Source organism: Salmonella sp. HY31 (genome assembly GCF_042604575.1).
Taxonomy (GTDB): Bacteria; Pseudomonadota; Gammaproteobacteria; order Enterobacterales; family Enterobacteriaceae; genus Salmonella; species Salmonella diarizonae.
Genome location: NZ_CP170479.1, coordinates 3,740,453 through 3,763,689 on the forward strand (window position 1 = coordinate 3,740,453; position 23,237 = coordinate 3,763,689).

14 protein-coding genes are annotated in these 23,237 nt (G+C 54.5%); 7 read left to right on the forward strand and 7 right to left on the reverse strand.

Annotation, left to right across the window (positions count from 1 at the left end; genetic code table 11):
• Positions 1 to 33: 33 nt before the first annotated feature.
• The 4 genes from trmD to ffh all read right to left on the reverse strand — a co-directional run bounded on the left by trmD (position 34) and on the right by ffh (position 3,369).
• On the reverse strand, positions 34 to 801 hold the full coding sequence (trmD, locus tag ACE15A_RS17845; protein WP_053508967.1) for a tRNA (guanosine(37)-N1)-methyltransferase TrmD: 768 nt from the start codon (positions 799 to 801) through the stop codon (positions 34 to 36).
• Between the two features lie 44 nt (positions 802 to 845).
• Positions 846 to 1,394, reverse strand: a complete 549-nt coding sequence (gene rimM, locus ACE15A_RS17850; protein ID WP_023246179.1) for a ribosome maturation factor RimM — start codon at positions 1,392 to 1,394, stop codon at positions 846 to 848.
• An 18-nt stretch (positions 1,395 to 1,412) separates the two neighbouring features.
• Positions 1,413 to 1,661, reverse strand: a complete 249-nt coding sequence (gene rpsP / locus ACE15A_RS17855; RefSeq protein WP_000256453.1) for a 30S ribosomal protein S16 — start codon at positions 1,659 to 1,661, stop codon at positions 1,413 to 1,415.
• 346 nt (positions 1,662 to 2,007) lie between these two features.
• Positions 2,008 to 3,369 carry a signal recognition particle protein gene (gene ffh, locus ACE15A_RS17860; protein WP_000460056.1) on the reverse strand — a complete coding sequence of 454 codons (1,362 nt, stop codon included), beginning with the start codon at positions 3,367 to 3,369 and terminating at the stop codon, positions 2,008 to 2,010.
• A gap of 165 nt (positions 3,370 to 3,534) precedes the next feature.
• Here ffh and ACE15A_RS17865 point away from each other — a divergent pair, with 165 nt between their 5' ends.
• Positions 3,535 to 4,326: an inner membrane protein YpjD gene (locus tag ACE15A_RS17865; protein WP_001664422.1), complete on the forward strand. Its 792-nt coding sequence runs from the start codon at positions 3,535 to 3,537 to the stop codon at positions 4,324 to 4,326.
• Positions 4,327 to 4,345: 19 nt separating this feature from the next.
• Entirely contained in the window at positions 4,346 to 5,632 is a 1,287-nt protein-coding gene (locus ACE15A_RS17870; protein WP_127624524.1) for an HlyC/CorC family transporter, read from the forward strand.
• A 60-nt stretch (positions 5,633 to 5,692) separates the two neighbouring features.
• Here ACE15A_RS17870 and grpE read toward each other — a convergent pair whose 3' ends face one another.
• Positions 5,693 to 6,286 (reverse strand): nucleotide exchange factor GrpE, encoded by a 594-nt coding sequence (gene grpE, locus ACE15A_RS17875; protein WP_023180624.1) that lies wholly within the window; start codon positions 6,284 to 6,286, stop codon positions 5,693 to 5,695.
• A 123-nt stretch (positions 6,287 to 6,409) separates the two neighbouring features.
• Between grpE and nadK the strand changes: the two genes are divergently transcribed.
• The 3 genes from nadK (at position 6,410) to bamE (ending at position 9,523) form a co-directional block, all read left to right on the forward strand.
• Positions 6,410 to 7,288 (forward strand): NAD(+) kinase, encoded by an 879-nt coding sequence (gene nadK, locus ACE15A_RS17880; RefSeq protein ID WP_053508969.1) that lies wholly within the window; start codon positions 6,410 to 6,412, stop codon positions 7,286 to 7,288.
• Between the two features lie 85 nt (positions 7,289 to 7,373).
• Entirely contained in the window at positions 7,374 to 9,035 is a 1,662-nt protein-coding gene (recN, locus tag ACE15A_RS17885) for a DNA repair protein RecN (protein WP_053508971.1), read from the forward strand.
• A gap of 149 nt (positions 9,036 to 9,184) precedes the next feature.
• On the forward strand, positions 9,185 to 9,523 hold the full coding sequence (gene bamE, locus ACE15A_RS17890; protein WP_001203442.1) for an outer membrane protein assembly factor BamE: 339 nt from the start codon (positions 9,185 to 9,187) through the stop codon (positions 9,521 to 9,523).
• A 165-nt stretch (positions 9,524 to 9,688) separates the two neighbouring features.
• Here the strand turns inward: bamE and ACE15A_RS17895 are convergent, their stop codons facing one another.
• Together ACE15A_RS17895 and ACE15A_RS17900 are read right to left on the reverse strand one after the other, a co-directional pair.
• The gene (locus tag ACE15A_RS17895; RefSeq protein ID WP_053508972.1) at positions 9,689 to 9,979 is read right to left on the reverse strand and encodes an RnfH family protein; all 291 of its coding nucleotides are present in this window, start codon (positions 9,977 to 9,979) and stop codon (positions 9,689 to 9,691) included.
• On the reverse strand, positions 9,969 to 10,406 hold the full coding sequence (locus ACE15A_RS17900; protein ID WP_001543334.1) for a type II toxin-antitoxin system RatA family toxin: 438 nt from the start codon (positions 10,404 to 10,406) through the stop codon (positions 9,969 to 9,971). The genes ACE15A_RS17895 and ACE15A_RS17900 overlap by 11 nt, the downstream gene beginning before the upstream one ends.
• Positions 10,407 to 10,594: 188 nt before the next feature.
• On the opposite strand from ACE15A_RS17900, the gene smpB reads away from it, so the two are divergent.
• Both smpB and bapA read left to right on the forward strand, forming a co-directional pair.
• Positions 10,595 to 11,077 (forward strand): SsrA-binding protein SmpB, encoded by a 483-nt coding sequence (gene smpB / locus ACE15A_RS17905; protein ID WP_001518569.1) that lies wholly within the window; start codon positions 10,595 to 10,597, stop codon positions 11,075 to 11,077.
• Between the two features lie 620 nt (positions 11,078 to 11,697).
• Positions 11,698 to 23,172, forward strand: a complete 11,475-nt coding sequence (gene bapA / locus ACE15A_RS17910; RefSeq protein ID WP_129382483.1) for a biofilm-associated protein BapA — start codon at positions 11,698 to 11,700, stop codon at positions 23,170 to 23,172.
• Positions 23,173 to 23,237 lie beyond the last annotated feature (65 nt).

The following is a 23,237-nucleotide window of genomic DNA, read 5'->3' on the forward strand; positions in this document are numbered from 1 at the left end:
TCTCTTATCCTGGGTAAACTGATATTCGGGGGCCTATGCCATCCCATCATGTTTATGCTGCTGTTGTGCGTGTTCTGTTTTGAACTCCGCCAGCAACCTTGCTTGCTCTTCAGTCAGAGCCAGGTTTTCCAGAAGTTCAGGTCTTCTAAGCCAGGTTCGGCCCAGCGACTGTTTCAAACGCCAGCGACGTATCTCGGCATGGTTTCCCGACAGCAATACCGACGGTACTTCCATCCCCTCTAACACTTCAGGGCGCGTATAGTGCGGACAATCCAGCACCCCATCAGCAAACGAATCTTCGATTGCTGATGCCTCATGCCCCAAAACCCCCGGAATAAACCGGGCAACGGAGTCAATCAGCGTCATTGCCGGCAGTTCGCCACCGCTGAGAACGTAATCGCCAATTGACCATTCCTCGTCAATTTCGGTCTGAATTACGCGCTCATCTACGCCTTCGTAGCGACCACACACCAGAATTAGCTTCTGATTCGTGGCCAGCTCGCTAACGCCCGCTTGATCAAGCTTGCGTCCCTGAGGCGACAGATAAATCACTTTAGCGCCTTCGCCAGCCGCGGCTTTTGCTGCGTGAATGGCGTCCCGCAAGGGTTGCACCATCATTAACATCCCCGGTCCGCCGCCGTAAGGACGGGAGTCCACGGTACGGTGCCGATCATGCGCGAAGTCGCGAGGACTCCAGCTTTGGACGTTCAGCAGGCCTTTTTTTACTGCCCGGCCAGTTACCCCGTAATCGGTAATTGCGCGAAACATTTCAGGAAACAGGCTAACTATGCCAATAAACACAAGCCAATCCCCATAACGCCATTTATTACCGTTTATCCGGTGGTTTAAAAACCAGGATCCCAGTCTACTTCGATAGTACGAGTAGCGAGATCGACTTTCTTGATAACCTGCCCATCGAGGAACGGTACAAGTCGTTCCTTGATACCAAATGCATCTTTCAGGTTCGCCTTAATGACGAGAACGTCATTCGACCCGGTCTCCATCATGTCGATGACTTTACCGAGATCGTAGCCTTCAGCGGTGACTACCTGGCAGCCCATCAGGTCTTTCCAGTAGTAGTCTCCCTCCTCAAGCGCAGGAAGTTGCGAGGAATCCACGACAATTTCGCAATTCGTCAGAAGATTCGCGGCATCTCGATCGTCAACGCCTTTCAGCTTGATGATCAGATCCTGATTGTGGTGCTTCCAGCTTTCCAGCTGTACCTGCTGCCACTGACCCGCCTTCTGGATAAACCAGGGCTGATAGTCAAAAATGCTTTCGGCGTCTTCAGTGGAGGAAAACACTCTGAGCCAACCACGAATACCGTATGAAGAACCCATTTTCCCCAGTACAACCGGTTCAGCGGGTACTTGTGCGGTGAGTTGCTTGCTCATCATGACCACCGTGACAGATTAGGCTGCTTTTTTTACTTCTTTGATCAGCGCCGCAACGCGATCGGAAATGGTTGCGCCCTGGCCAACCCAGTGAGCGATGCGATCCAGATCCAGGCGGGTGCCTTCTTCTTTTTCGCTAGCGATTGGGTTGAAGAAACCAACGCGCTCAATGAAGCGACCGTTGCGTGCATTACGGCTGTCGGTGACAACAACCTGGTAGAACGGACGCTTTTTAGCGCCGTGACGAGCTAAACGAATAGTTACCATAACATCCTCTTGTGTGAATAAAACAACCGGGCCCCATCGAGGAACGGAGCCCGGCGTCATATTAAAAGCCCGAAAATTTTACTGATTTCTGGGGAAAATGCAATCAGCATCTTGCTACTGAACACGAAACAAGGGATAGAAGGCGTATATCGGTGCAGCCAGTTTAGTTCCGGCGTGCGCGCAGAAAGCGGAGCGTACACGCAGTACGTGAGCATTTCGAGCACACCCCGGGACTAAAATGGCAAACAAGATAGCCTTATACCCTTGTTTTAGCGGCCACGCAGTACGTGAGGATGGCGAGCACACCCCGGTGCCGAAATAGCAAGTGAGCCAGGCCGGAAAAAAATTAGCGTCCAGGGAAGCCGGGCGGCATCATCCCCTTCATACCTCTCATCATCTTAGCCATCCCACCCTTCTTCATTTTCTTCATCATGCGCTGCATGTCGTCGAACTGTTTCAGAAGGCGGTTAACGTCCTGCACCTGCATCCCACAGCCCTGCGCGATACGACGCTTGCGGGAACCTTTGATGATTTCCGGCTTCGCGCGCTCTTTCAGCGTCATTGAGTTGATGATCGCCTCCATGCGCACTAACACCTTATCGTCCATCTGCGATTTGACGTTGTCCGGAATCTGGCCCATGCCCGGTAATTTGCCCATCAGACTGGCCATACCGCCCATGTTTTTCATCTGTTTGAGCTGTTCGAGGAAGTCGTTCAGGTCGAAACCGTCGCCTTTCTTCAGTTTGGTCGCCAGCTTTTCAGCCTGTGCGCGGTCAACTTTGCTTTCGATATCTTCGATAAGCGACAGCACGTCGCCCATGCCGAGAATACGCGAGGCGATACGATCCGGATGGAACGGCTCCAGCGCGTCGGTTTTCTCGCCCACGCCGAGGAATTTGATCGGCTTACCGGTGATATGACGAATAGATAACGCCGCGCCGCCGCGAGCGTCACCGTCAACTTTGGTCAGTACCACGCCGGTCAGCGGCAACGCTTCGTTAAACGCTTTAGCAGTATTCGCCGCATCCTGACCGGTCATCGCATCGACGACAAACAGGGTTTCTACCGGATTGATAGACGCATGAACCTGTTTGATTTCGTCCATCATCGCTTCGTCAACGTGCAGACGACCAGCGGTATCCACCAACAGCACGTCGTAGAATTTCAGCTTCGCTTCTTTCAGCGCGGCGTTGACGATATCAACGGGTTTCTGGCCGACATCAGACGGGAAGAAATCCACGCCAACCTGCTCAGCTAGCGTTTCGAGCTGTTTGATCGCCGCCGGGCGATAGACGTCGGCAGAGACGACCAGCACTTTCTTCTTGTGCTTCTCGCGCAAGAATTTACCCAACTTACCAACGCTGGTAGTTTTACCCGCCCCTTGCAGGCCCGCCATCAATACTACGGCTGGCGGCTGTGCGGCCAGATTCAGCGTCTGATTCTCTTCGCCCATCGCCGCAACCAGTTCGCTACGGACAATCTTGACGAACTCCTGCCCTGGGGTCAGGCTCTTGTTAACTTCATGACCAACCGCTTTCTCTTTTACGCGATTGATAAACTCACGCACTACCGGCAGCGCAACGTCAGCCTCCAGCAGCGCCATACGCACTTCGCGCAGCGTCTCTTTAACGTTGTCTTCAGTAAGGCGCCCACGGCCACTGATATTGCGCAGCGTGCGCGACAAACGATCGGTTAAATTATCAAACATTGTCTCTCGCCTGGGGTGGAAACGGTTGGTCGCCGCAGCGACACAGTTACAGAATTTCGCCACAGTATACCATGAAGCCGCCTTTGTTGTTATGCAACGGTTGGAGCTGCGGTCACGTAACGCTATACTGCTTTCCTTTCTCACTGGTCAACTGTCGACACAACTATGCCCGTTTTTGCTTTACTTGCCCTTGTCGCCTACTCCTTCAGCCTCGCGCTGATCGTTCCCGGACTGTTGCAAAAAAACAGCGGCTGGCGGCGTATGGCTATTCTTTCTGCGGTCATCGCGCTGGTGTGCCACGCTGTCGCGCTGGAATCACGTATTCTGCCCGGCGGCGACAGTGGACAAAACCTGAGCCTGCTGAATGTCGGTTCGCTGGTCAGTCTGATGATCTGCACGGTGATGACCGTTGTCGCGTCGCGTAACCGCGGCTGGCTACTTCTGCCCATCGTCTATGCCTTTGCGCTGATTAACCTGGCCTTCGCTACGTTCATGCCTAATGAATATATTACGCATCTGGAAGCGACCCCAGGCATGATGGTGCACATCGGACTGTCGCTTTTCTCTTACGCGACGCTGATAATCGCCGCTCTGTATGCGCTACAACTGGCGTGGATCGACTATCAGTTGAAGAACAAAAAGCTGGCGTTTAGTAATGAAATGCCGCCATTGATGAGCATTGAGCGCAAAATGTTTCATATTACGCAGATTGGCGTCGTACTGCTGACCCTTACCCTGTGTACCGGCCTGTTTTACATGCATAACCTGTTCAGTATGGAAAATATCGATAAAGCTGTGCTCTCTATCGTGGCATGGTTTGTCTATATTGTTCTGCTGTGGGGGCATTACCATGAGGGCTGGCGGGGTCGTCGGGTCGTGTGGTTTAACGTCGCAGGCGCGGGTATTCTGACGCTGGCCTATTTTGGTAGCCGCATATTACAGCAATTTGTAAGCTAAGCTTTTAAAGGAGTTTCCCCTGGAACACATCTCCACCACCACGCTGATTATCATATTAATCATCATGGTGGTCATCTCGGCCTATTTTTCCGGTTCCGAAACTGGAATGATGACGCTAAACCGTTACCGTTTACGCCATATGGCAAAGCAAGGTAATCGTTCGGCAAAACGGGTAGAAAAATTACTGCGTAAACCCGACCGACTGATAAGTCTGGTGCTGATCGGCAATAACCTGGTCAACATTCTTGCCTCGGCGCTCGGCACAATTGTGGGTATGCGGCTTTACGGCGACGCCGGCGTGGCTATCGCCACCGGCGTACTGACATTCGTCGTACTGATATTCGCCGAAGTCCTGCCCAAAACTATCGCCGCGCTCTATCCGGAAAAAGTGGCCTATCCCAGCAGCTTCCTGCTTGCGCCGTTACAGATACTGATGATGCCGCTGGTGTGGTTACTTAACACCATCACCCGCCTGCTGATGCGCCTGATGGGAATTAAAACGGATATCGTGGTCAGCGGGTCGTTAAGTAAAGAGGAATTACGCACTATCGTGCATGAATCCCGTTCGCAAATTTCTCGCCGCAATCAGGATATGCTGCTGTCGGTTCTCGATCTGGAAAAGGTCAGCGTGGATGACATCATGGTGCCGCGTAATGAAATTATCGGGATCGATATCAATGACGACTGGAAGTCTATCGAGCGGCAGCTTACCCACTCGCCGCACGGACGTATTGTGCTCTATCGCGATTCGCTGGATGACGCCATCAGTATGCTGCGCGTACGTGAAGCCTGGCGGTTAATGGCCGAGAAAAAAGAGTTCACTAAAGAGATGATGCTGCGCGCCGCCGATGAAATCTATTACGTCCCGGAAGGTACGCCGCTCAGTACGCAACTGATTAAATTTCAGCGCAATAAAAAGAAAGTCGGACTGGTCGTCAACGAATATGGCGATATCCAGGGGCTGGTTACCGTTGAAGATATTCTCGAAGAGATCGTCGGCGACTTCACCACGTCAATGTCGCCGACACTGGCGGAAGAGGTCACGCCGCAGAACGACGGCTCGGTTATTATTGACGGTACCGCCAACGTCCGGGAAATCAATAAAGCGTTTAACTGGCACCTGCCGGAAGACGACGCGCGTACCGTCAATGGCGTGATTCTGGAGGCGCTGGAGGAAATTCCGGTCGCTGGCACTCGCGTGCGCATTGAACAGTACGATATCGATATTCTCGACGTACAGGAAAATATGATTAAGCAGGTGAAGGTTGTACCGGTAAAACCGTTGCGGGAAAGCGTGGCGGAATAAACAGATAGCGATAGTAGGCCGGGTAAGGCGTTAACCGCTACCCGGCGCTACGAGAAGCAATTAGCCTTTGGCTTTCGCAACAGTTACCATCGCCGCGCGAATGGTACGGCCGTTCAGCGTATAGCCTTTCTGCATAATACCCAGCACATTGCCTGCCGGAATCTCTTCCGACTCCACCATCGCAATCGCCTGATGCACGTTCGGGTCCAGCGGCACGTTGGTTTCAGCAATCACTTCCACGCCGAACTTACGCACCACATCCAGCATAGACTTCAGCGTCAGCTCAATCCCTTCGACCATTGCCGCCATATCCGGATTGGCTTTGTCGGCGACTTCGAGCGCGCGATCCAGGCTATCGATTACCGGCAGCAATTCGTTGACGAACTTCTCCAGAGCGAATTTATGCGCTTTTTCGATATCCTGTTCGGTACGACGGCGCAGGTTTTCCATTTCCGCTTTGATACGCAACACGGTGTCGCGTTCGCGAGTCTGGGCTTCGGCAAGCTGAACTTCCAGATTCGCAATTTTTTCATCGCGCGGATCCACCTGCTCAGCAGAATCGTTTGGTTCAACTGCCTCAACCTCTTCGTGCTGATCCATGATAATTTCTTCCGGGGCTTGCCCCTCAGGCGTTTTCTGTTCTTTACTACTCATGAATTTCTCCGCGTTTTTTTTCGCATTCATCTCGCTAACTTCGCTTATTATGGGGATCAGATTCAGGGTTTCAAGGGAAGCACTCACATTGTCATCAATCTTCGCTACAAGGACCTCAGAAAAATGAATAATCATTTCAAGTGTATCGGCATTGTGGGGCATCCGCGTCATCCCACCGCACTCACGACACATGAAATGCTCTACCGCTGGCTATGCGCTCAGGGTTATGAGGTCATTGTGGAGCAACAAATCGCCCACGAATTACAGTTGAAAAATGTGCCAACCGGCACGCTGGCGGAAATTGGTCAACAGGCGGATCTGGCGGTAGTCGTGGGCGGCGACGGCAATATGCTTGGCGCAGCGCGTACGCTGGCGCGTTATGACATCAATGTGATTGGCATTAACCGCGGTAATCTTGGTTTTCTGACCGATCTCGATCCGGACAACGCCCTGCAACAGTTATCCGATGTGCTGGAAGGACGCTATATCTCCGAGAAACGTTTTCTGCTGGAAGCGCAGGTCTGTCAACAGGATTGCCAAAAGCGTATCAGCACCGCCATTAATGAAGTAGTACTGCATCCAGGAAAAGTGGCGCATATGATCGAGTTCGAGGTTTATATTGATGAAACCTTCGCTTTTTCGCAGCGATCTGATGGTCTGATCATCTCTACGCCGACCGGCTCCACCGCCTATTCGCTCTCCGCAGGCGGCCCTATTCTGACCCCTTCACTGGATGCGATCACCCTGGTGCCGATGTTCCCGCATACCTTGTCGGCGCGCCCGTTAGTCATTAACAGCAGTAGCACGATTCGTCTGCGTTTTTCGCATCGCCGTAGCGATCTGGAAATTAGCTGCGACAGCCAGATAGCGCTGCCTATTCAGGAAGGAGAAGATGTGCTGATTCGCCGCTGCGACTACCATCTCAACCTGATACATCCCAAAGATTATAGCTATTTCAATACATTAAGCACAAAGCTCGGCTGGTCAAAAAAATTATTCTAATTTTACGTCAGCCTCTTTACTGTATAAAAAACCAGTTTATACTGTATTTAATTACAGTTATGGTTTTTCATACAGGAAAACAGCTATGTTGGCGCAACTGACCATCAGCAATTTTGCTATCGTTCGTGAGCTTGAGATCGATTTTCAGAGCGGAATGACCGTCATCACCGGTGAAACCGGCGCGGGCAAATCTATTGCGATTGACGCCCTGGGCCTGTGTCTGGGCGGTCGCGCTGAGGCCGATATGGTCCGTACCGGAGCGACCCGCGCCGATTTGTGCGCCCGCTTTTCTCTGAAAGACACGCCTGCGGCATTGCGCTGGCTGGAAGAAAACCAGCTTGAAGAAGGGCGCGAATGCCTGCTTCGCCGCGTCATCAGCAGCGATGGTCGCTCACGGGGATTTATTAACGGCACCGCTGTGCCCCTGTCTCAATTGCGTGAGCTCGGTCAGTTGCTGATTCAAATTCATGGTCAACATGCGCACCAGCAGCTTACCAAACCCGAACAGCAAAAATCGCTGCTGGATAGCTATGCTAACGAATCCGCTTTAGCGCAGCAGATGGCCGCCCACTACCAATTATGGCATCAAAGCTGCCGCGATCTCGCCCATCACCAGCAACAAAGCCAGGAACGCGCCGCACGCGCGGAACTGCTGCAATATCAGTTAAAAGAGTTGAACGACTTTACCCCGCAGGCTGGCGAATTCGAGCAAATTGACGAAGAGTACAAACGGCTGGCTAACAGCGGGCAGTTGCTTACGACCAGCCAGAACGCTCTGGCGCTACTCGCGGACGGCGAAGACGTTAACCTGCAAAGCCAGTTATATAGCGCAAAACAACTGGTCAGCGAGCTGGTGGGTATGGACAGCAAGCTTTCCGGCATCCTGGATATGCTGGAAGAGGCCACTATCCAACTCACCGAAGCCAGCGATGAATTGCGCCACTATTGCGAGCGTCTGGATTTAGACCCTAATCGCCTGTTTGAGCTTGAACAGCGCATCGCTAAACAAATTTCGCTGGCGCGAAAACATCACGTCAGCCCGGAAGCGCTGCCGCAGCTTTATCAGTCACTGCTCGAAGAACAGCAGCAGCTCGACGATCAGGCCGATTCGCTGGAAACTCTGACGCTGGCGGTCAATAAGCATCACCAACAGGCGCTGGAAACGGCGCAAGCGCTGCATCAACAACGCCTGCTTTACGCCCAGGAACTGGGGCAGTTGATCACTGAAAGTATGCATTTACTTTCGATGCCGCACGGTCTGTTTACTATCGATGTGAAGTTTGATGAGCATCATCTGAGCAACGACGGCGCCGATCGCGTGGAGTTTAAAGTGACTACAAACCCAGGTCAGCCGCTACAACCTATTGCTAAAGTAGCATCTGGCGGTGAACTGTCGCGCATTGCGCTGGCTATTCAGGTGATTACCGCGCGCAAAATGGAAACGCCGGCGCTGATTTTTGACGAAGTCGATGTTGGCATCAGCGGCCCAACCGCCGCCGTGGTCGGTAAGCTCCTGCGTCAGCTTGGCGAATCCACCCAGGTGATGTGCGTCACTCACCTGCCACAGGTCGCCGGGTGCGGTCACCAGCACTTCTTTGTGAGTAAAGAAACGGACGGGGCAATGACCGAAACACATATGCAGCCTTTAGATAAACGTGCGCGTTTACAGGAACTGGCCCGCCTGTTGGGAGGAAGTGAAGTTACGCGTAATACGCTGGCAAACGCAAAAGAACTGCTGGCAGCGTAAACTTTTTTATCTCCCGAAGGTCTGAGTTCACAACAAAAACGCCGTAAGACCCGACAGCAAAAGGTTTTAAAGTGATGAAAGGTCTATTATCATCGGCATATTACATATGAGCCACGTACTGCTCAGGCCCGAAAAGGAACCCAATCACTATGCGCTGTAAAACGCTGACTGCTGCCGCAGCAGTACTCCTGATGTTGACCGCAGGCTGTTCCACTCTGGAGCGAGTGGTTTACCGACCTGACATCAATCAGGGGAACTATCTTACACCTACGGATGTTGCCAAAGTGCGTGTTGGTATGACGCAACAACAGGTGGCGTATGCTTTAGGCACGCCGATGATGTCCGATCCTTTTGGTACGAACACCTGGTTTTATGTTTTCCGCCAGCAGCCAGGACATGAGAACGTGACGCAGCAGACTCTGACGCTCACCTTTAACAGCAGCGGCGTGTTAACGAATATTGATAACAAACCGGCGTTGACGAAGTAATCTTGTGATATCGCCTGATGACGTTACGTTCATCAGGCCTGCAAAACTCTTCCCCGCCATTCGGTACGAGTTTGCCTGATGGCGCTACGCTTATCTGGCTTACAGACACACCTGCGCTTCAGGCCAGGTACGGCTTTCACACCGTTATCCGACAAAAGAGGCTAATTATCTGCCAGCCGATTTTTCGGCGCGCTGGCGGCGTAATGCCTTTGGATCGGCGATTAAGGGACGGTAAATTTCAACCCGATCGCCATCCTGCACCGTATCGGTGAGTTTTACCGGGCGACTGTAGATACCCACTTTATTTTTCGCCAGATCGATATCCGTGCGCAATTCCAGCAAGCCGGAAGCGCGAATCGCCTCTTCGACCGTCGCGCCCTCTTCCAGCATTACGCGCTGCAAATACTGCTTTTCCGGCAGCGCATAAGCCACTTCAACTATAAGTTTATCCGGCACGGTAAACCTCTTTGGCACGGACCGTAAAAGCCTGCACCATGTTGGACGCTAACTCTTTGAATACACGACCAAACGCCAGCTCAATGAGTTTATTAGTAAACTCAAAATCAAGCTGAAACTCAATACGGCACGCCTCGGGGCTGAGCGGGGTAAATTTCCAGCCGCCGATCAGCTTCTTAAAGGGACCATCAACCAGATGCATCAGAATGCTCTGGTTACGCGTTAGCTGATTACGCGTCGTAAACGTTTTACTGATACCCGCCTTCGATACGTCAACAGCCGCCGTCATCTGTGCTGGCGATGATTCCAGGACACGACTGCCAACACACCCAGGCAAAAACTGGGGATACGATTGAACGTCATTCACTAACTGATACATCTGTTCCGCACTGTAGGGGACTAAAGCAGTCCGACTAATCTGAGGCATAGCAATTCCCATCAACATAAATCGTGTAAATAATACCACTTATCAGCGAGTAAAAAAAATGCTGTCCCCAACCGTCATGCCTTAATTGTGCGTGCATAGCCCAACTCATGCTAAGATAGATTTTTGCACCTCGTCAGGACGCAATGGGGTGTTTTCGATATCAGATTACCTATGAATTCACGACACTTATGACGAAGAAAAAAGCACATAAACCGGGCTCAGCCACCATCGCGCTGAATAAGCGCGCCCGGCACGAATACTTTATCGAAGAAGAGTTCGAGGCTGGTCTCGCCCTGCAAGGCTGGGAAGTAAAATCTCTGCGCGCAGGAAAAGCGAATATCGGCGACAGCTACGTTATCCTCAAAGATGGCGAGGCCTGGCTGTTTGGCGCAAACTTTACGCCGATGGCGGTGGCCTCTACACATGTCGTATGCGACCCAACCCGAACCCGCAAACTGTTGTTAAATCAGCGTGAGCTGGATTCGCTGTATGGCCGTATTAATCGTGAAGGTTATACTGTCGTCGCGCTTTCTCTGTACTGGAAAAATGCCTGGTGCAAAGTGAAGATCGGCGTGGCGAAAGGTAAAAAACAGCATGATAAACGTTCCGACCTTAAAGAACGTGAGTGGCAACTGGATAAAGCACGCATTATGAAAAATGCAGGCCGATAATAGACATTTTTTGTGACCAGCCTCTCAGTATGAAGCTGGTCAATATTCATATCTAATTAATGTGCCGAAAATATATTCTCTGCGTCTGGTGCTTATCAAGAACAATAAATACCATATTTTATTAAGAATATATTCTTTGTTTTTAAAAAAGGTTTGTAGCCTAATAACGCAACATTTCAAATAATTTTTTTAAAATTTATTGTCGTTGAATACCTTCACAAAAGGTATTGCTTTTATGTTAAAAAACAAAAACAAGAAAAAATAAAAAATAATTATAAAACATAAACATAAATAAAAAATTATCTTTAGTTGTTAGCCAACCCTCCCCGCCTTAACACAAACTTCGTTATATTTCAGACGCACTAACATTTCTATCAATAGATCTTAATTTGCAGAAAAGTTTTTTTCTGACTATATCATCTAATACGAAAGCACTAGTCAGGCACAAAAAACAAAGGGTTATTCGGCGAGAAAACTACACCTTCACCTACGCTCATAAAAAAGAATATGGCTACGGAAATTCATCTCTCACGGTGAACGGGAAGGCTCGTCTACGCATTTTGCCCTGAACGTCGTGCCCGTTAATTAATACACAGAGCAAATCCATCAGGAGCTAATTTATGCGTCTACTCGCCGTGGTTTCGAAATTGACTGGCGTCTCCATGACTGTGGAATCCTCAGCGGTCACTCTTAACGCGCCTTCAATTGTTAAATTATCAGTGGCCCGGGATGAAATTAGTCAACTTACGCGCATTAATCAGGATCTGGTGGTGACGCTCCATTCCGGCGAAACGATCACGATTAAAAACTTTTACGTTACCAACGATCTGGGCGCAAGCCAGTTGGTACTGGCGGAAAACGATGGCACGTTATGGTGGGTGGAAAATCCGCAAGCGGGGCTACATTTTGAACAAATCGCTGATATTAATGAGCTGCTGGTCACTTCTGGCGCTTCCCATGAAGCAGGAGGCGCCGTTTGGCCGTGGGTACTGGCTGGCGCGGTGGCGGCTGGCGGCATTGCCGCTATCGCGTCTTCCGGCGGCGGCGATTCTCATCATCATTCGGATGGCGATAATCCGCCCCCCGATAACACCAATCCTGACGGTAATCCCCCTGATAACAGCAATCCCGGCGGCAGTAACCCCAACGGCAATAATCCAGGTAGCAGTAATCCTGTAGATACTACGCCGCCTCTCGCTCCCAGCGAATTATTGATTTCAGCGGACGGAAAAACGGTGAGCGGCGAGGCCGAAGCGGGCAGTACCATTACGATCAAAGATCCTTCAGGCAACGTCGTTGGCGAGGGCAAAGCGGATAGCGACGGTAAATTTAGTATTGATCTGACCGCGCCACAGCTTAGCGGCGAACAACTTACCGTGACCGCTACTGACGATGCCGGCAATACAGGCCCATCCGCAACCATCGATGCGCCCAACATTCCTCTCCCCGATACACCTGTTATCACCGCCGCTATCGACGATGCCGCTCCACTCACCGGCACGCTGAGCAATAACCAGTTTACGAACGATAATACCCCCACTCTGGAGGGAACCGGCAGCGCAGGCGCAGTCATCCATATTTACGCCAATGGTCAGGAAATAGGCTCAACAACGGTTGATACCAGCGGAAGCTGGCGTTTTGCCATTCCCGGCGCGCTAGCGGACGGAGAAAATCGTTTCACCGCCATTGCAACTAATGTTAAAGGCGAAAGTAGCGAATCAGCCAGCTTTACGCTGACTATCGACACACTCAGCCCCGATGCCCCAATCGTTGAACTGATTGCCGATAACACCGGTTTGCTCACCGGGCCGCTACAGAATAATGACCGAACTGACGAGGCAAAACCGCTATTTTCCGGGCAGGGAGAGGCAGGCAATACCATCACGATAAAAGAAGGATCAACCGTTATCGGCAGCGCTATCGTAGACGAAAATGGACGCTGGACCTTTACGCCGACTACGCCGTTAAGCGATGGCGAACATACCTTTACCGTCGAACAGATCGACAAAGCCGGAAACGTGAGCAACGTGACTACAACGCCTACTATCATTGTGGACACTACGCCGCCTGACGCCGCTACCATTGATAATGTCGCGAAAGACGGCACAACCGTTAGCGGTACCGCTGAAGCTGGCAGTACCGTGTCGATCTATGACCCGGCGGGAAATTACCTGGGCTCCACGATTACCGGAGAAAATAACCAATTCAGCATCACGCTGAATCCGGCCCAGACCCACGGCGAGCGCCTGGAAGCGCGTATTCAGGACGCCGTCGGTAACATCGGCCCCGCCACAGAATTTACCGCTTCTGATTCACAGTATCCTGCCCAACCGATTATCCTTACCGTGACGGATGACGCTGGCACCGTTACCGGGCTGTTGAAAAATGGCGATGCCACGGATGATAACCGTCCAACCCTCAGCGGTACTGCCGAACCAGGCAGTACGATATCGATTAACGATAACGGCTTTCCTGTACCGACCCTTCCGCCCATTGTCGCTGATGCTGACGGCAAATGGAGCTTTACCCCCTCGCTTGCGCTTCCCGATGGCGACCATGTCTTCACCGCTACCGCGACAAACGATCGCGGCACCAGCGGGCAGTCCGTCTCCTTTACCATTGATATCGACACGCAGCCGCCAGTGCTGGAAAACCTGGCGGTTAGCGACGTCGGCGACAGACTCACCGGCACCACGGAAGCTGGCAGCACGGTGGTTATCAAAGACAGCCAGGGAAATACGCTCGGTAGAGGAACGGCAGGCGACGACGGCACCTTCTCAATAGGTATTAGCCCGGCGAAAATTAACGGTGAAACATTAAGCATTAGCGTTACCGATAAAGCCGCGAATAGCGGTCCGGTAGAAACTCTGAGCGCACCGGATAAAACTGCGCCTGCAGCACCGGACGGCCTTATTGTGGCGACCGACGGTCTGTCCGTAAGCGGTCAGGCGGAAGCCGGGGCAACGGTCACTATCCGCGACAGTAGCAATACCATACTTGGCAGCGCCGTCGCTAACGGCAGTGGACAATTTATCGTTCCGCTGAATACGGCGCAAACTAACGGCCAGGCGCTTATCGCTACCGCCACCGATATAGCGAACAACGAAAGCGCCGCCGCGACGGTCATCGCGCCGGACAGTACCGCGCCGGAAATGCCGAAAAACGTGGTAATTAGTGAGGATGGCGCCAGTATCAGCGGCACCGCCGAACCGGGTAGCTCCATTACGATCACCACGCCGGACGGCACGCCGCTCGGTAGCGGAAAAGTAGATAGCGAAGGTCATTTTACCCTTCCCCTCGTCCCCGCACAGACGAACGGCGAACAGGTTACCGTCACCGCCACCGACAACGCCAACAACGTCAGCCCGCCAACCACAGCGCAAGCGCCCGATATCACCGCCCCGGATAAGCCCATTATCACTCAGGTGCTGGACGATGTTGAAAGTATTACCGGGCCACTGGTTAACGGACAAACCACCAACGACAACCGCCCCACCCTTAGCGGTACGGCGGAGGCTGGCGCGCGCGTCGAAGTCTTTGATAACGGCGTTTCGCTGGGACTCGCCACGCTACAGCCCAACGGCGGCTGGACGTTTACGCCGTCGCAAAATTTAGGCGAAGGCGCGCATCGACTAACCGTAATCGCAACCGACGCTAAAGGCAATGCAAGTCCAGCCGCTTCATTCGACCTGGTGGTCGATACGCAATCGCCGCAGCAGCCGGTAATCACCTTCATTACAGATGATGCGCCGGGTATTCTCGGTAGCGTCGCGCATCTGGGGCTCACTAACGACAGCACGCCAACGATTAACGGTACAGGTGAACCGGGTTCCACAGTACACCTGTATCAGAACGGCACCCGGATGGCCGATATTATCGTCGGTAATTCCGGCGTCTGGAGCTACGCCTACACCACGGCCTCGCCACTGGCGGACAACACCTACACCTTTACCGTGACGGCCAGCGACAGTAACGGCAACACCACGCCTTTTTCCGCCGATTTTACGATTACCATTGATACTCAGGCCCCTGCCGCACCCGGCGTTATCGGCGTGGCTGACGGCGACGGAAATACGATTGATACCAATCAGATTACCCAGGAATCCCGGCCCCGGTTGAGCGGTAGCGGCACCGCAGGCGACACAATCATCCTTTACGATAACGGCAATGCTATAGGTCAGGCGTTGGTCGGCGCGGACGGTCGCTGGCAGTTTACACCGCCTGCCGCGCTGGGCGACGGCACCCACCTTCTGACTGCTCGCGCCAACGATCCGGCGGGGAACGAAAGCCCCGAATCCATCAGCTTTACCCTACGCGTAGATACCCAGGCACCGGATGCGCCGCAGATCGTGTCAGCCGCTATCGCAGGCGGAGAAGGCGAGGTGTTGCTGGCAAACGGCAGTATTACCAATCAGCGTATGCCGACCCTCAGCGGCACCGGCGAACCCGGCGCCATCATCACCCTGTACAACAACGGGGCTGTACTGGATACCGTCCAGGTCAATCCCCAGGGTAGCTGGACCTATCCGCTAACCAGTAATCTTAGCGAAGGGTTAAACGTACTGACGGCCACTGCCACGGATGCCGCGGGCAATAGTAGCCCGACCTCCGGTGTCTTCTCCGTCACGCTTGATACCCTGCCTCCAGCGCAGCCTGACGCGCCGCTGATCAGTGATAACGTCGCTCCGGTTATCGGCAACATCGGCAATAATGGTGCAACGAACGACACCACGCCGACCTTCAGCGGCACGGGAGAGATCGGCAGCACGATTATTCTCTACAATAATGGCAGTGAAATTGGCCGCACAACGGTAAGCGATAACGGAAGCTGGAGCTTTACGCCTGCGGCACTGACGCCAGGAACCTATATCATTACCGTCACGGAAACCGATGTAGCGGGCAATATCAGTCCACCTTCCGCCTCAGTCACTTTTGCGGTAGACACGACTGCGCCCGCAAATCCGGTTATCACTTTTGCCGAAGATAACGTCGGCGATGTACAGGATAATATTGTCAGCGGCGCAACCACTGACGACAATACGCCAGTCATTCACGGCACTGGCGACATCGGCAGCGTAATTACGCTCTATAACGGCAGCAGCGTTTTAGGCGTCGTCACCGTCGATGAGACCGGCACCTGGACGCTGCCGGTGACCAGCGCGTTGCCGGATGGCGTCTACACCCTGACCGCCATTGCCGCCGATGCCGCCGGAAACAGCAGCGGCGTATCGAACAGCTTTACCTTCACCATCGATACCGTACCGTTGCAGCCGCCCGTCGTTAACGAAATCCTCGACGATGTTGCGCCAGTGACCGGGCCATTAACCGATGGCGCCTTTACTAACGATCGGACGCTGACTATCAACGGCAGCGGCGAAAACGGCAGCATCGTCACGATTTACGACAATGGCGCAGAAATCGGTACGGCGCTTGTTATCGACGGAAACTGGACATTCAATACGCCAGTATTGTCAGAAGCCAGTCATGCGCTAACCTTCAGCGCGACTGACGGCGCTGGAAATACCACGGCGCAAACCCAGCCGATCACCATTACCGTGGACGTCACCGCCCCGCCCGCGCCAACAGTCCAGACGGTGGCTGACGATGGTACGCGCGTCGCCGGACTTGCCGATCCTTACGCGACCGTTGAAATTCGTAATGCCGATGGCACCCTGGTCGGCAGCGCTGTCGCTAATAGCACTGGTGAATTCGCCGTCACGCTCAGTCCGGCGCAAACCGATGGCGGTACGCTAACGGCGATCGCTATCGATCGCGCGGGGAATAACGGCCCGGCTGCGGATTTCCTCGCCTCCGACAGCGGTCTGCCCACCGTCCCGACCATCACTGCGATTGAAGATAATGTCGGGAGCGTACAGGGGAATATTGCGGCGGGCGGCGCCACGGACGACACCACGCCGACGCTGCGCGGAACCACCGATATCGGCTCTACCGTTGAAGTCTTCATTGATGGCGATTCGGCAGGCTTTGCTACCGTTGACGCCAGCGGGAACTGGATCTTTGAGATCGCTACGCCATTAAGCGAAAGCGCACATAACTTCACCGTCCAGGCAACCAATGCGCAGGGCCAGGGCGGCCTGTCCGCACCGGTCGGGATCACTATCGATCTTAGCGCGCCGGCGCAACCGGTTATTACCAGCGCAACGGATGATGTCCCCGGCGTGATCGGTACGCTGATTAACGGCGCGCTCACCAATGATTCACGCCCTACGCTCAACGGGACGGGAGAAGCTGGCGCCACGATCCGCATTCTGGATAACGGCGTAGAAATCGGTTCCGCCACGGTAGATCAAAGCGGTAACTGGCGCTTCACCCCGAACGCGCCGCTGGAGAGCAACACCCATCTATTCACCGCCGTGGCGACCGATCCCGCCGGCAATAGCGGCCAGCCTTCTGATGGCTTTACGCTGAATATTGATGCGCAGGCGCCAGATGTACCGGTTATCACCTCCGTGATTGACGATAACAATCAACCAACCGTCCCGGTGTTACCGGGGCAATCAACCGACGATCGGCAGCCAATACTGAACGGAACTGGCGAACCTGGCGCGACAATCACCATTTTTGACAACGGTACGCCGCTTGGCACAGCTCTGGTAGGCGAAAACGGTAGCTGGACCTTCCCGGTGTCCGGCAATTTGTCAGAGGGAAGCCATAATCTGACGGTTAGCGCTACCGATCCGGCGGGCAATACCAGCGCTGTCTCCGCGCCGTGGACGATCGTGGTCGATATTACGCCTCCCGCGAGCCCGGTTCTCACCTCCGTCGTGGATGACCAGCCCGGCATTACCGGCAACCTGGTCAGCGGGCAGCTAACGAACGATGCGACGCCCACCCTGAACGGGCGCGGAGAGGCTGGCGCGACGATTAATGTCTATCTTGACGGTAATCCAACGTCCATCGGTACAACGACGGTGAATAGCGACGGCACGTGGAGTTTCACACCGCAGACGCCGCTTGCAAACGGCAACCACACGCTCACCCTTAGCGCCACCGATCCGGCGGGTAATAGCAGCGCGGTGTCCAGCGGATTTGTGCTGACGATTGACGCTACACCGCCCGCCGCGCCGGTTATCGCCAGCGTGGCAGACAATACGGCACCGGTAACGGGCATCGTCCCCAATGGCGGCTCGACGAACGAAACCCGACCGACGCTCTCGGGTACCGGTGAGGCGGGTGCAACCATCTCGATTTATAATGGCAGCGCGCTGGTCGGCACGGCGCAAGTTCAGTCCAACGGTAGCTGGAGCTTTACACCGTCTACCTCCCTGGGTGCGGGTGTCTGGAACCTGACGGCGACAGCAACCGATGCGGCCGGCAATACCAGCGCCGCGTCCGAAACACGCTCGTTCACTATTGATACCACGGCTCCCGCCGCGCCTGTTATTGACACGGTTTACGACGGTACGGGACCCATTACCGGCAATCTGAGTTCAGGGCAGATCACCGACGAGGCGCGCCCTGTCATTAGCGGCACCCGTGAAGCCAACACAACTATTCGTCTCTACGATAACGGCACGCTGCTGGCTGAAATTCCCGCCGACAATAGCAGTAGTTGGCGCTACACGCCCAACGCCTCTCTGGCGACGGGAAACCATGTAATTACCGTCATTGCTGTTGATGCCGCAGGCAACGCCAGCCCCGTTTCGGACAGCGTTAATTTCGTCGTCGATACCACGCCGCCGCTGGCGCCGGTAATCACGTCAGTCAGTGACGATCAGGCGCCAGGCCTCGGCACAATCGCGAACGGCCAAAGTACCAACGATCCTACGCCAATCTTCAGCGGCACCGCAGAAGCCGGCGCCACGATCACGCTCTATGAAAATGGTACGGTCATTGGCACGACAACGGCTCAGCCTGGCGGCGCATGGAGCGTCTCCACCTCAACGCTGGCAAGCGGAACGCACGTCATCACCGCCGTCGCCACCGATGCCGCCGGAAACAACAGCCCGAACAGTACAGCCTTCACCCTGACGGTCGATACCACCGCGCCGCAGACGCCGATCCTGACGTCCGTGGTGGATGACGTAGCGGGTGGAGTAACAGGAAATCTCGCTAATGGTCAGATAACCAATGATAACCGCCCTACTCTGAACGGTACTGCCGAAGCGGGCAGCGTGGTCAGTATTTATGACGGCGGCACTCTGCTTGGCGTTACCTCGGCTAACGCGGACGGCGCGTGGAGCTTCACGCCGACTACAGGGTTAAGCGACGGCACGCGTACGTTAACAGTGACCGCCACCGACCCGGCAGGCAATATTAGCCCGGCAACCAGCGATTTTACTATAGTGGTCGATACCCTTGCGCCAACGGTTCCGCTTATAACCAGCATCGTTGATGATGTACCGAACAATACCGGCGCCATTGGCAATGGACAATCGACCAATGACACACAGCCGACGCTCAACGGTACCGCGGAAGCCAACAGCGCGGTAAGTATCTTCGATAATGGCGCGCTGGTCGCGACCGTGAACGCCAATGCCAGCGGCAACTGGAGCTGGACGCCAACCGCCGCGCTCGGCCAGGGAAGTCACGCCTATCGCGTTAGCGCCGCCGATGCGGCTGGCAACGTTAGCGCCGCTTCGCAATCGACAACGATTATCGTGGATACCATTGCGCCCGGCGCGCCCGGCAACCTGGTCATCAATGCTATCGGTAATCGCGTGACGGGCACCGCGGAAGCGGGTAGTACGGTGACAATTACCTCTGATACTGGTGTGGTACTGGGAACCGCCATCGCCGACGGTACAGGCAGCTTCACCGCCACACTCACGCCCGCGCAGACCAACGGTCAGCCGCTGCTGGCATTTGCCCAGGATAAAGCAGGCAACACGGGTATTGCCGCCGGATTTACCGCGCCCGATACGCGCGTACCGGAAGCGCCGATCATCACCAACGTAGTGGATGATGTGGGTATTTATACCGGCGCTATCGCTAATGGTCAGGTCACTAATGACGCACAACCCACATTGAATGGTACCGCTCAGGCGGGCGCCACGGTGAATATTTATAACAACGGGGCGCTGCTCGGCACCACCACGGCGAACGCCAGCGGAAACTGGAGCTTTACCCCGACAGGCAATTTGACCGAAGGCAGCCACGCCTTCACCGCCACCGCGACTAACGCCAACGGAACAGGCAGCGTCTCCACCGCCGCGACGGTGATTGTCGATACGCTGGCGCCCGGAACACCGTCAGGTACGCTCAGCACCGATGGCGGTTCACTTTCCGGACTGGCAGAGGCAAACAGCATCGTAACCGTCACGCTGGCGGGCGGCGTGACGCTCACCACCACCGCCGGCAGCAACGGCGCATGGTCTCTTACCTTGCCGACAAAACAAATTGAAGGTCAACTCATTAACGTGACGGCGACTGACGCTGCGGGTAACGCCTCCGGCACGTTAGGCATTACCGCGCCGGTTCTGCCGCTGGCGGCAAGGGATAATATCACCAGCCTTGATCTGACCTCTACCGCCACTACCAGTACGCAAAACTATTCGGATTACGGCCTGCTGCTGGTTGGCGCGCTTGGCAATGTCGCCTCGGTTCTGGGTAACGATACCGCTCAGGTTGAGTTCACCATTGCTGAAGGTGGTACGGGAGACGTAACCATCGATGCCGCCGCAACGGGAATCGTGCTTTCGCTTCTCAGCACTCAGGAGATTGTGGTACAGCGCTACGACACCAGCCTCGGCGCCTGGACGACGATCGTCAACACCGCCGTTGGCGACTTCGCGAACTTGCTTACCCTGACCGGGAGCGGCGTCACCCTGAACCTGAGCGGACTGAGCGAAGGCCAGTACCGGGTACTCACTTATAACACCAGTCTGCTCGCCACCGGGTCGTATACCAGCCTGGATGTCGATGTACACCAGACCAGCGCGGGTATTATTAGCGGGCCAACGAGTAGTACCGGCAACGTCATGGCCGATGATACCGCACCGACGGGCACTACGGTCACCGCCATCACCAACGCCAACGGCGTCAGTACGCTGGTCGGCGCGGGCGGCGTGGATATTCAGGGGCAATACGGCACGCTGCACATTAATCAGGATGGCAGTTACACCTACACTCTGACTAACCCTACAGCAGGATATGGACATAAAGAGAGCTTCACCTACACCATCACCCAGAATGGCGTCGGTAGCAGCGCCGCGCAATTGGTTATCAATCTGGGTCCCGCGCCTGTAGCGAGCAGCGTGGTGGCGACAGACAATAACGCCTCTCTGGTCTTTGATACCCACGTTAGCTACGTCAACAACGGTCCCTCGACACAAAGCGGCGTCACGGTATTAAGCGTCGGACTTGGTAATGTACTGAACGCGAATCTGCTTGATGATATGGCTAATCCGATCATCTTTAACGTTGAAGAAGGCGCTACGCGAACCATGACGTTACAGGGAACCGTCGGTGGCGTCTCACTGGTCTCCACGTTCGATCTGTACGTTTATCGCTTCAACGATGCCATTCAACAATATGAGCAGTTCCGGGTGCAAAAGGGCTGGATTAACACCCTGCTGTTAGCCGGACAGTCCCAGCCGCTGACCCTGACGTTACCCGGCGGAGAATACCTGTTCGTCCTGAATACCGCCAGCGGCATTAGCGTCCTCACTGGCTATACGTTGGCGATTTCCCAGGATCACACCTATGCCGTTGACAGTATCACCGCCAACACCACCGGCAACGTGCTGACCAATGATGTCGCCCCTACCAACGCCCTCCTCACTGAAGTGAACGGCGTGGCGATTTCTGCGACCGGCACGACGGAGGTAAACGGGCTGTATGGCACACTCACCATTGACGCAAGAGGCAACTATACCTACACGTTGAAGAACGGTGTCGGCGCCGACAGCATTAAAACGCCGGACAGCTTTATTTATACGGTCAAAGCGCCAAACGGCGATACCGATACGGCCTCGCTCAATATCACGCCAACCGCCAGGGCGCTGGATGCGATTAATGATGTCAGCGATACCCTTAGCGTCGCCACGCTTCAGGATACCGCCGCCTGGCTGGACGCCAGCGTCGGCAGCGCCAGTTGGGGACTACTCGGCAAATCGGGCAGCGGGAGCGGCACCTTTGACGTTGCAACGGGGACCGTGCTTAAAGGCGCATCACTGGTCTTTGATGTCTCCACGCTCATTACGCTGGGCAATCTGAATATTAGCTGGGCCATTCAGGAGAACGGGACCGTCATACGCAACGGAACCGTTCCGGTGGCGAATATCACGCTGGGTGGCGCGACGGTGACCGTCAACCTGAGCGGCCTGGAGCTGGATGCAGGAACGTACACGCTTAACTTCACTGGCACCAATACCCTGGCCGGGGCGGCGACGATCACACCACGCGTCATCGGCACCACCGTCGATCTGGATAATTTTGAAACGTCCGGAACGCATACCGTTCTCGGCAATATTTTTGACGGCAGCGATGCGGCGGGGGCGATGGATCAGCTTAATACGGTGAATACCCGCCTGAGCATTAGCGGGTATAACGGCAGCGCCGCTACGCTGGACGCCGCAGCGAATACCACCAGCGCTACGATTCAGGGACATTACGGCACATTGCAAATTAACCTCGATGGCGCCTACACCTACACCCTGAATAATGGCGTCGCGATGTCGTCCATCACCAGTAAAGAGGTCTTTACCTATCAACTGGATGACAAGATGGGTCATACGGATAGCGCCACATTGACCATTGATATGGCACCGCAAATCGTCAGTACCAACCAAAACGATGTTCTCATCGGCTCCGCCTATGGCGATACGCTGATTTACCACCTGTTAAACGGCGCGGACGCGACCGGCGGTAACGGCGCCGATCGCTGGCAAAACTTCTCCACCGCGCAGGGCGATAAGATCGATATTCACGAACTGCTGACCGGCTGGGATCACCAGGCGGCGACGCTGGGTAACTTTGTTCAGGTTCATACCAGCGGCGCCAATACGGTGATATCCGTCGATCGCGACGGTGCCGGCAGCGCGTTTAAATCAACTGACCTTGTCACTCTGGAGAATGTGCAGCTCACGCTAAATGATCTGTTGCAGAACAACCACCTGATCACCGGCGGTTGATGAAAAAAGCCCCGGACGCTACGACGTTCGGGGCAACAAGCTGTGATATTTAAAAGGGATAAACT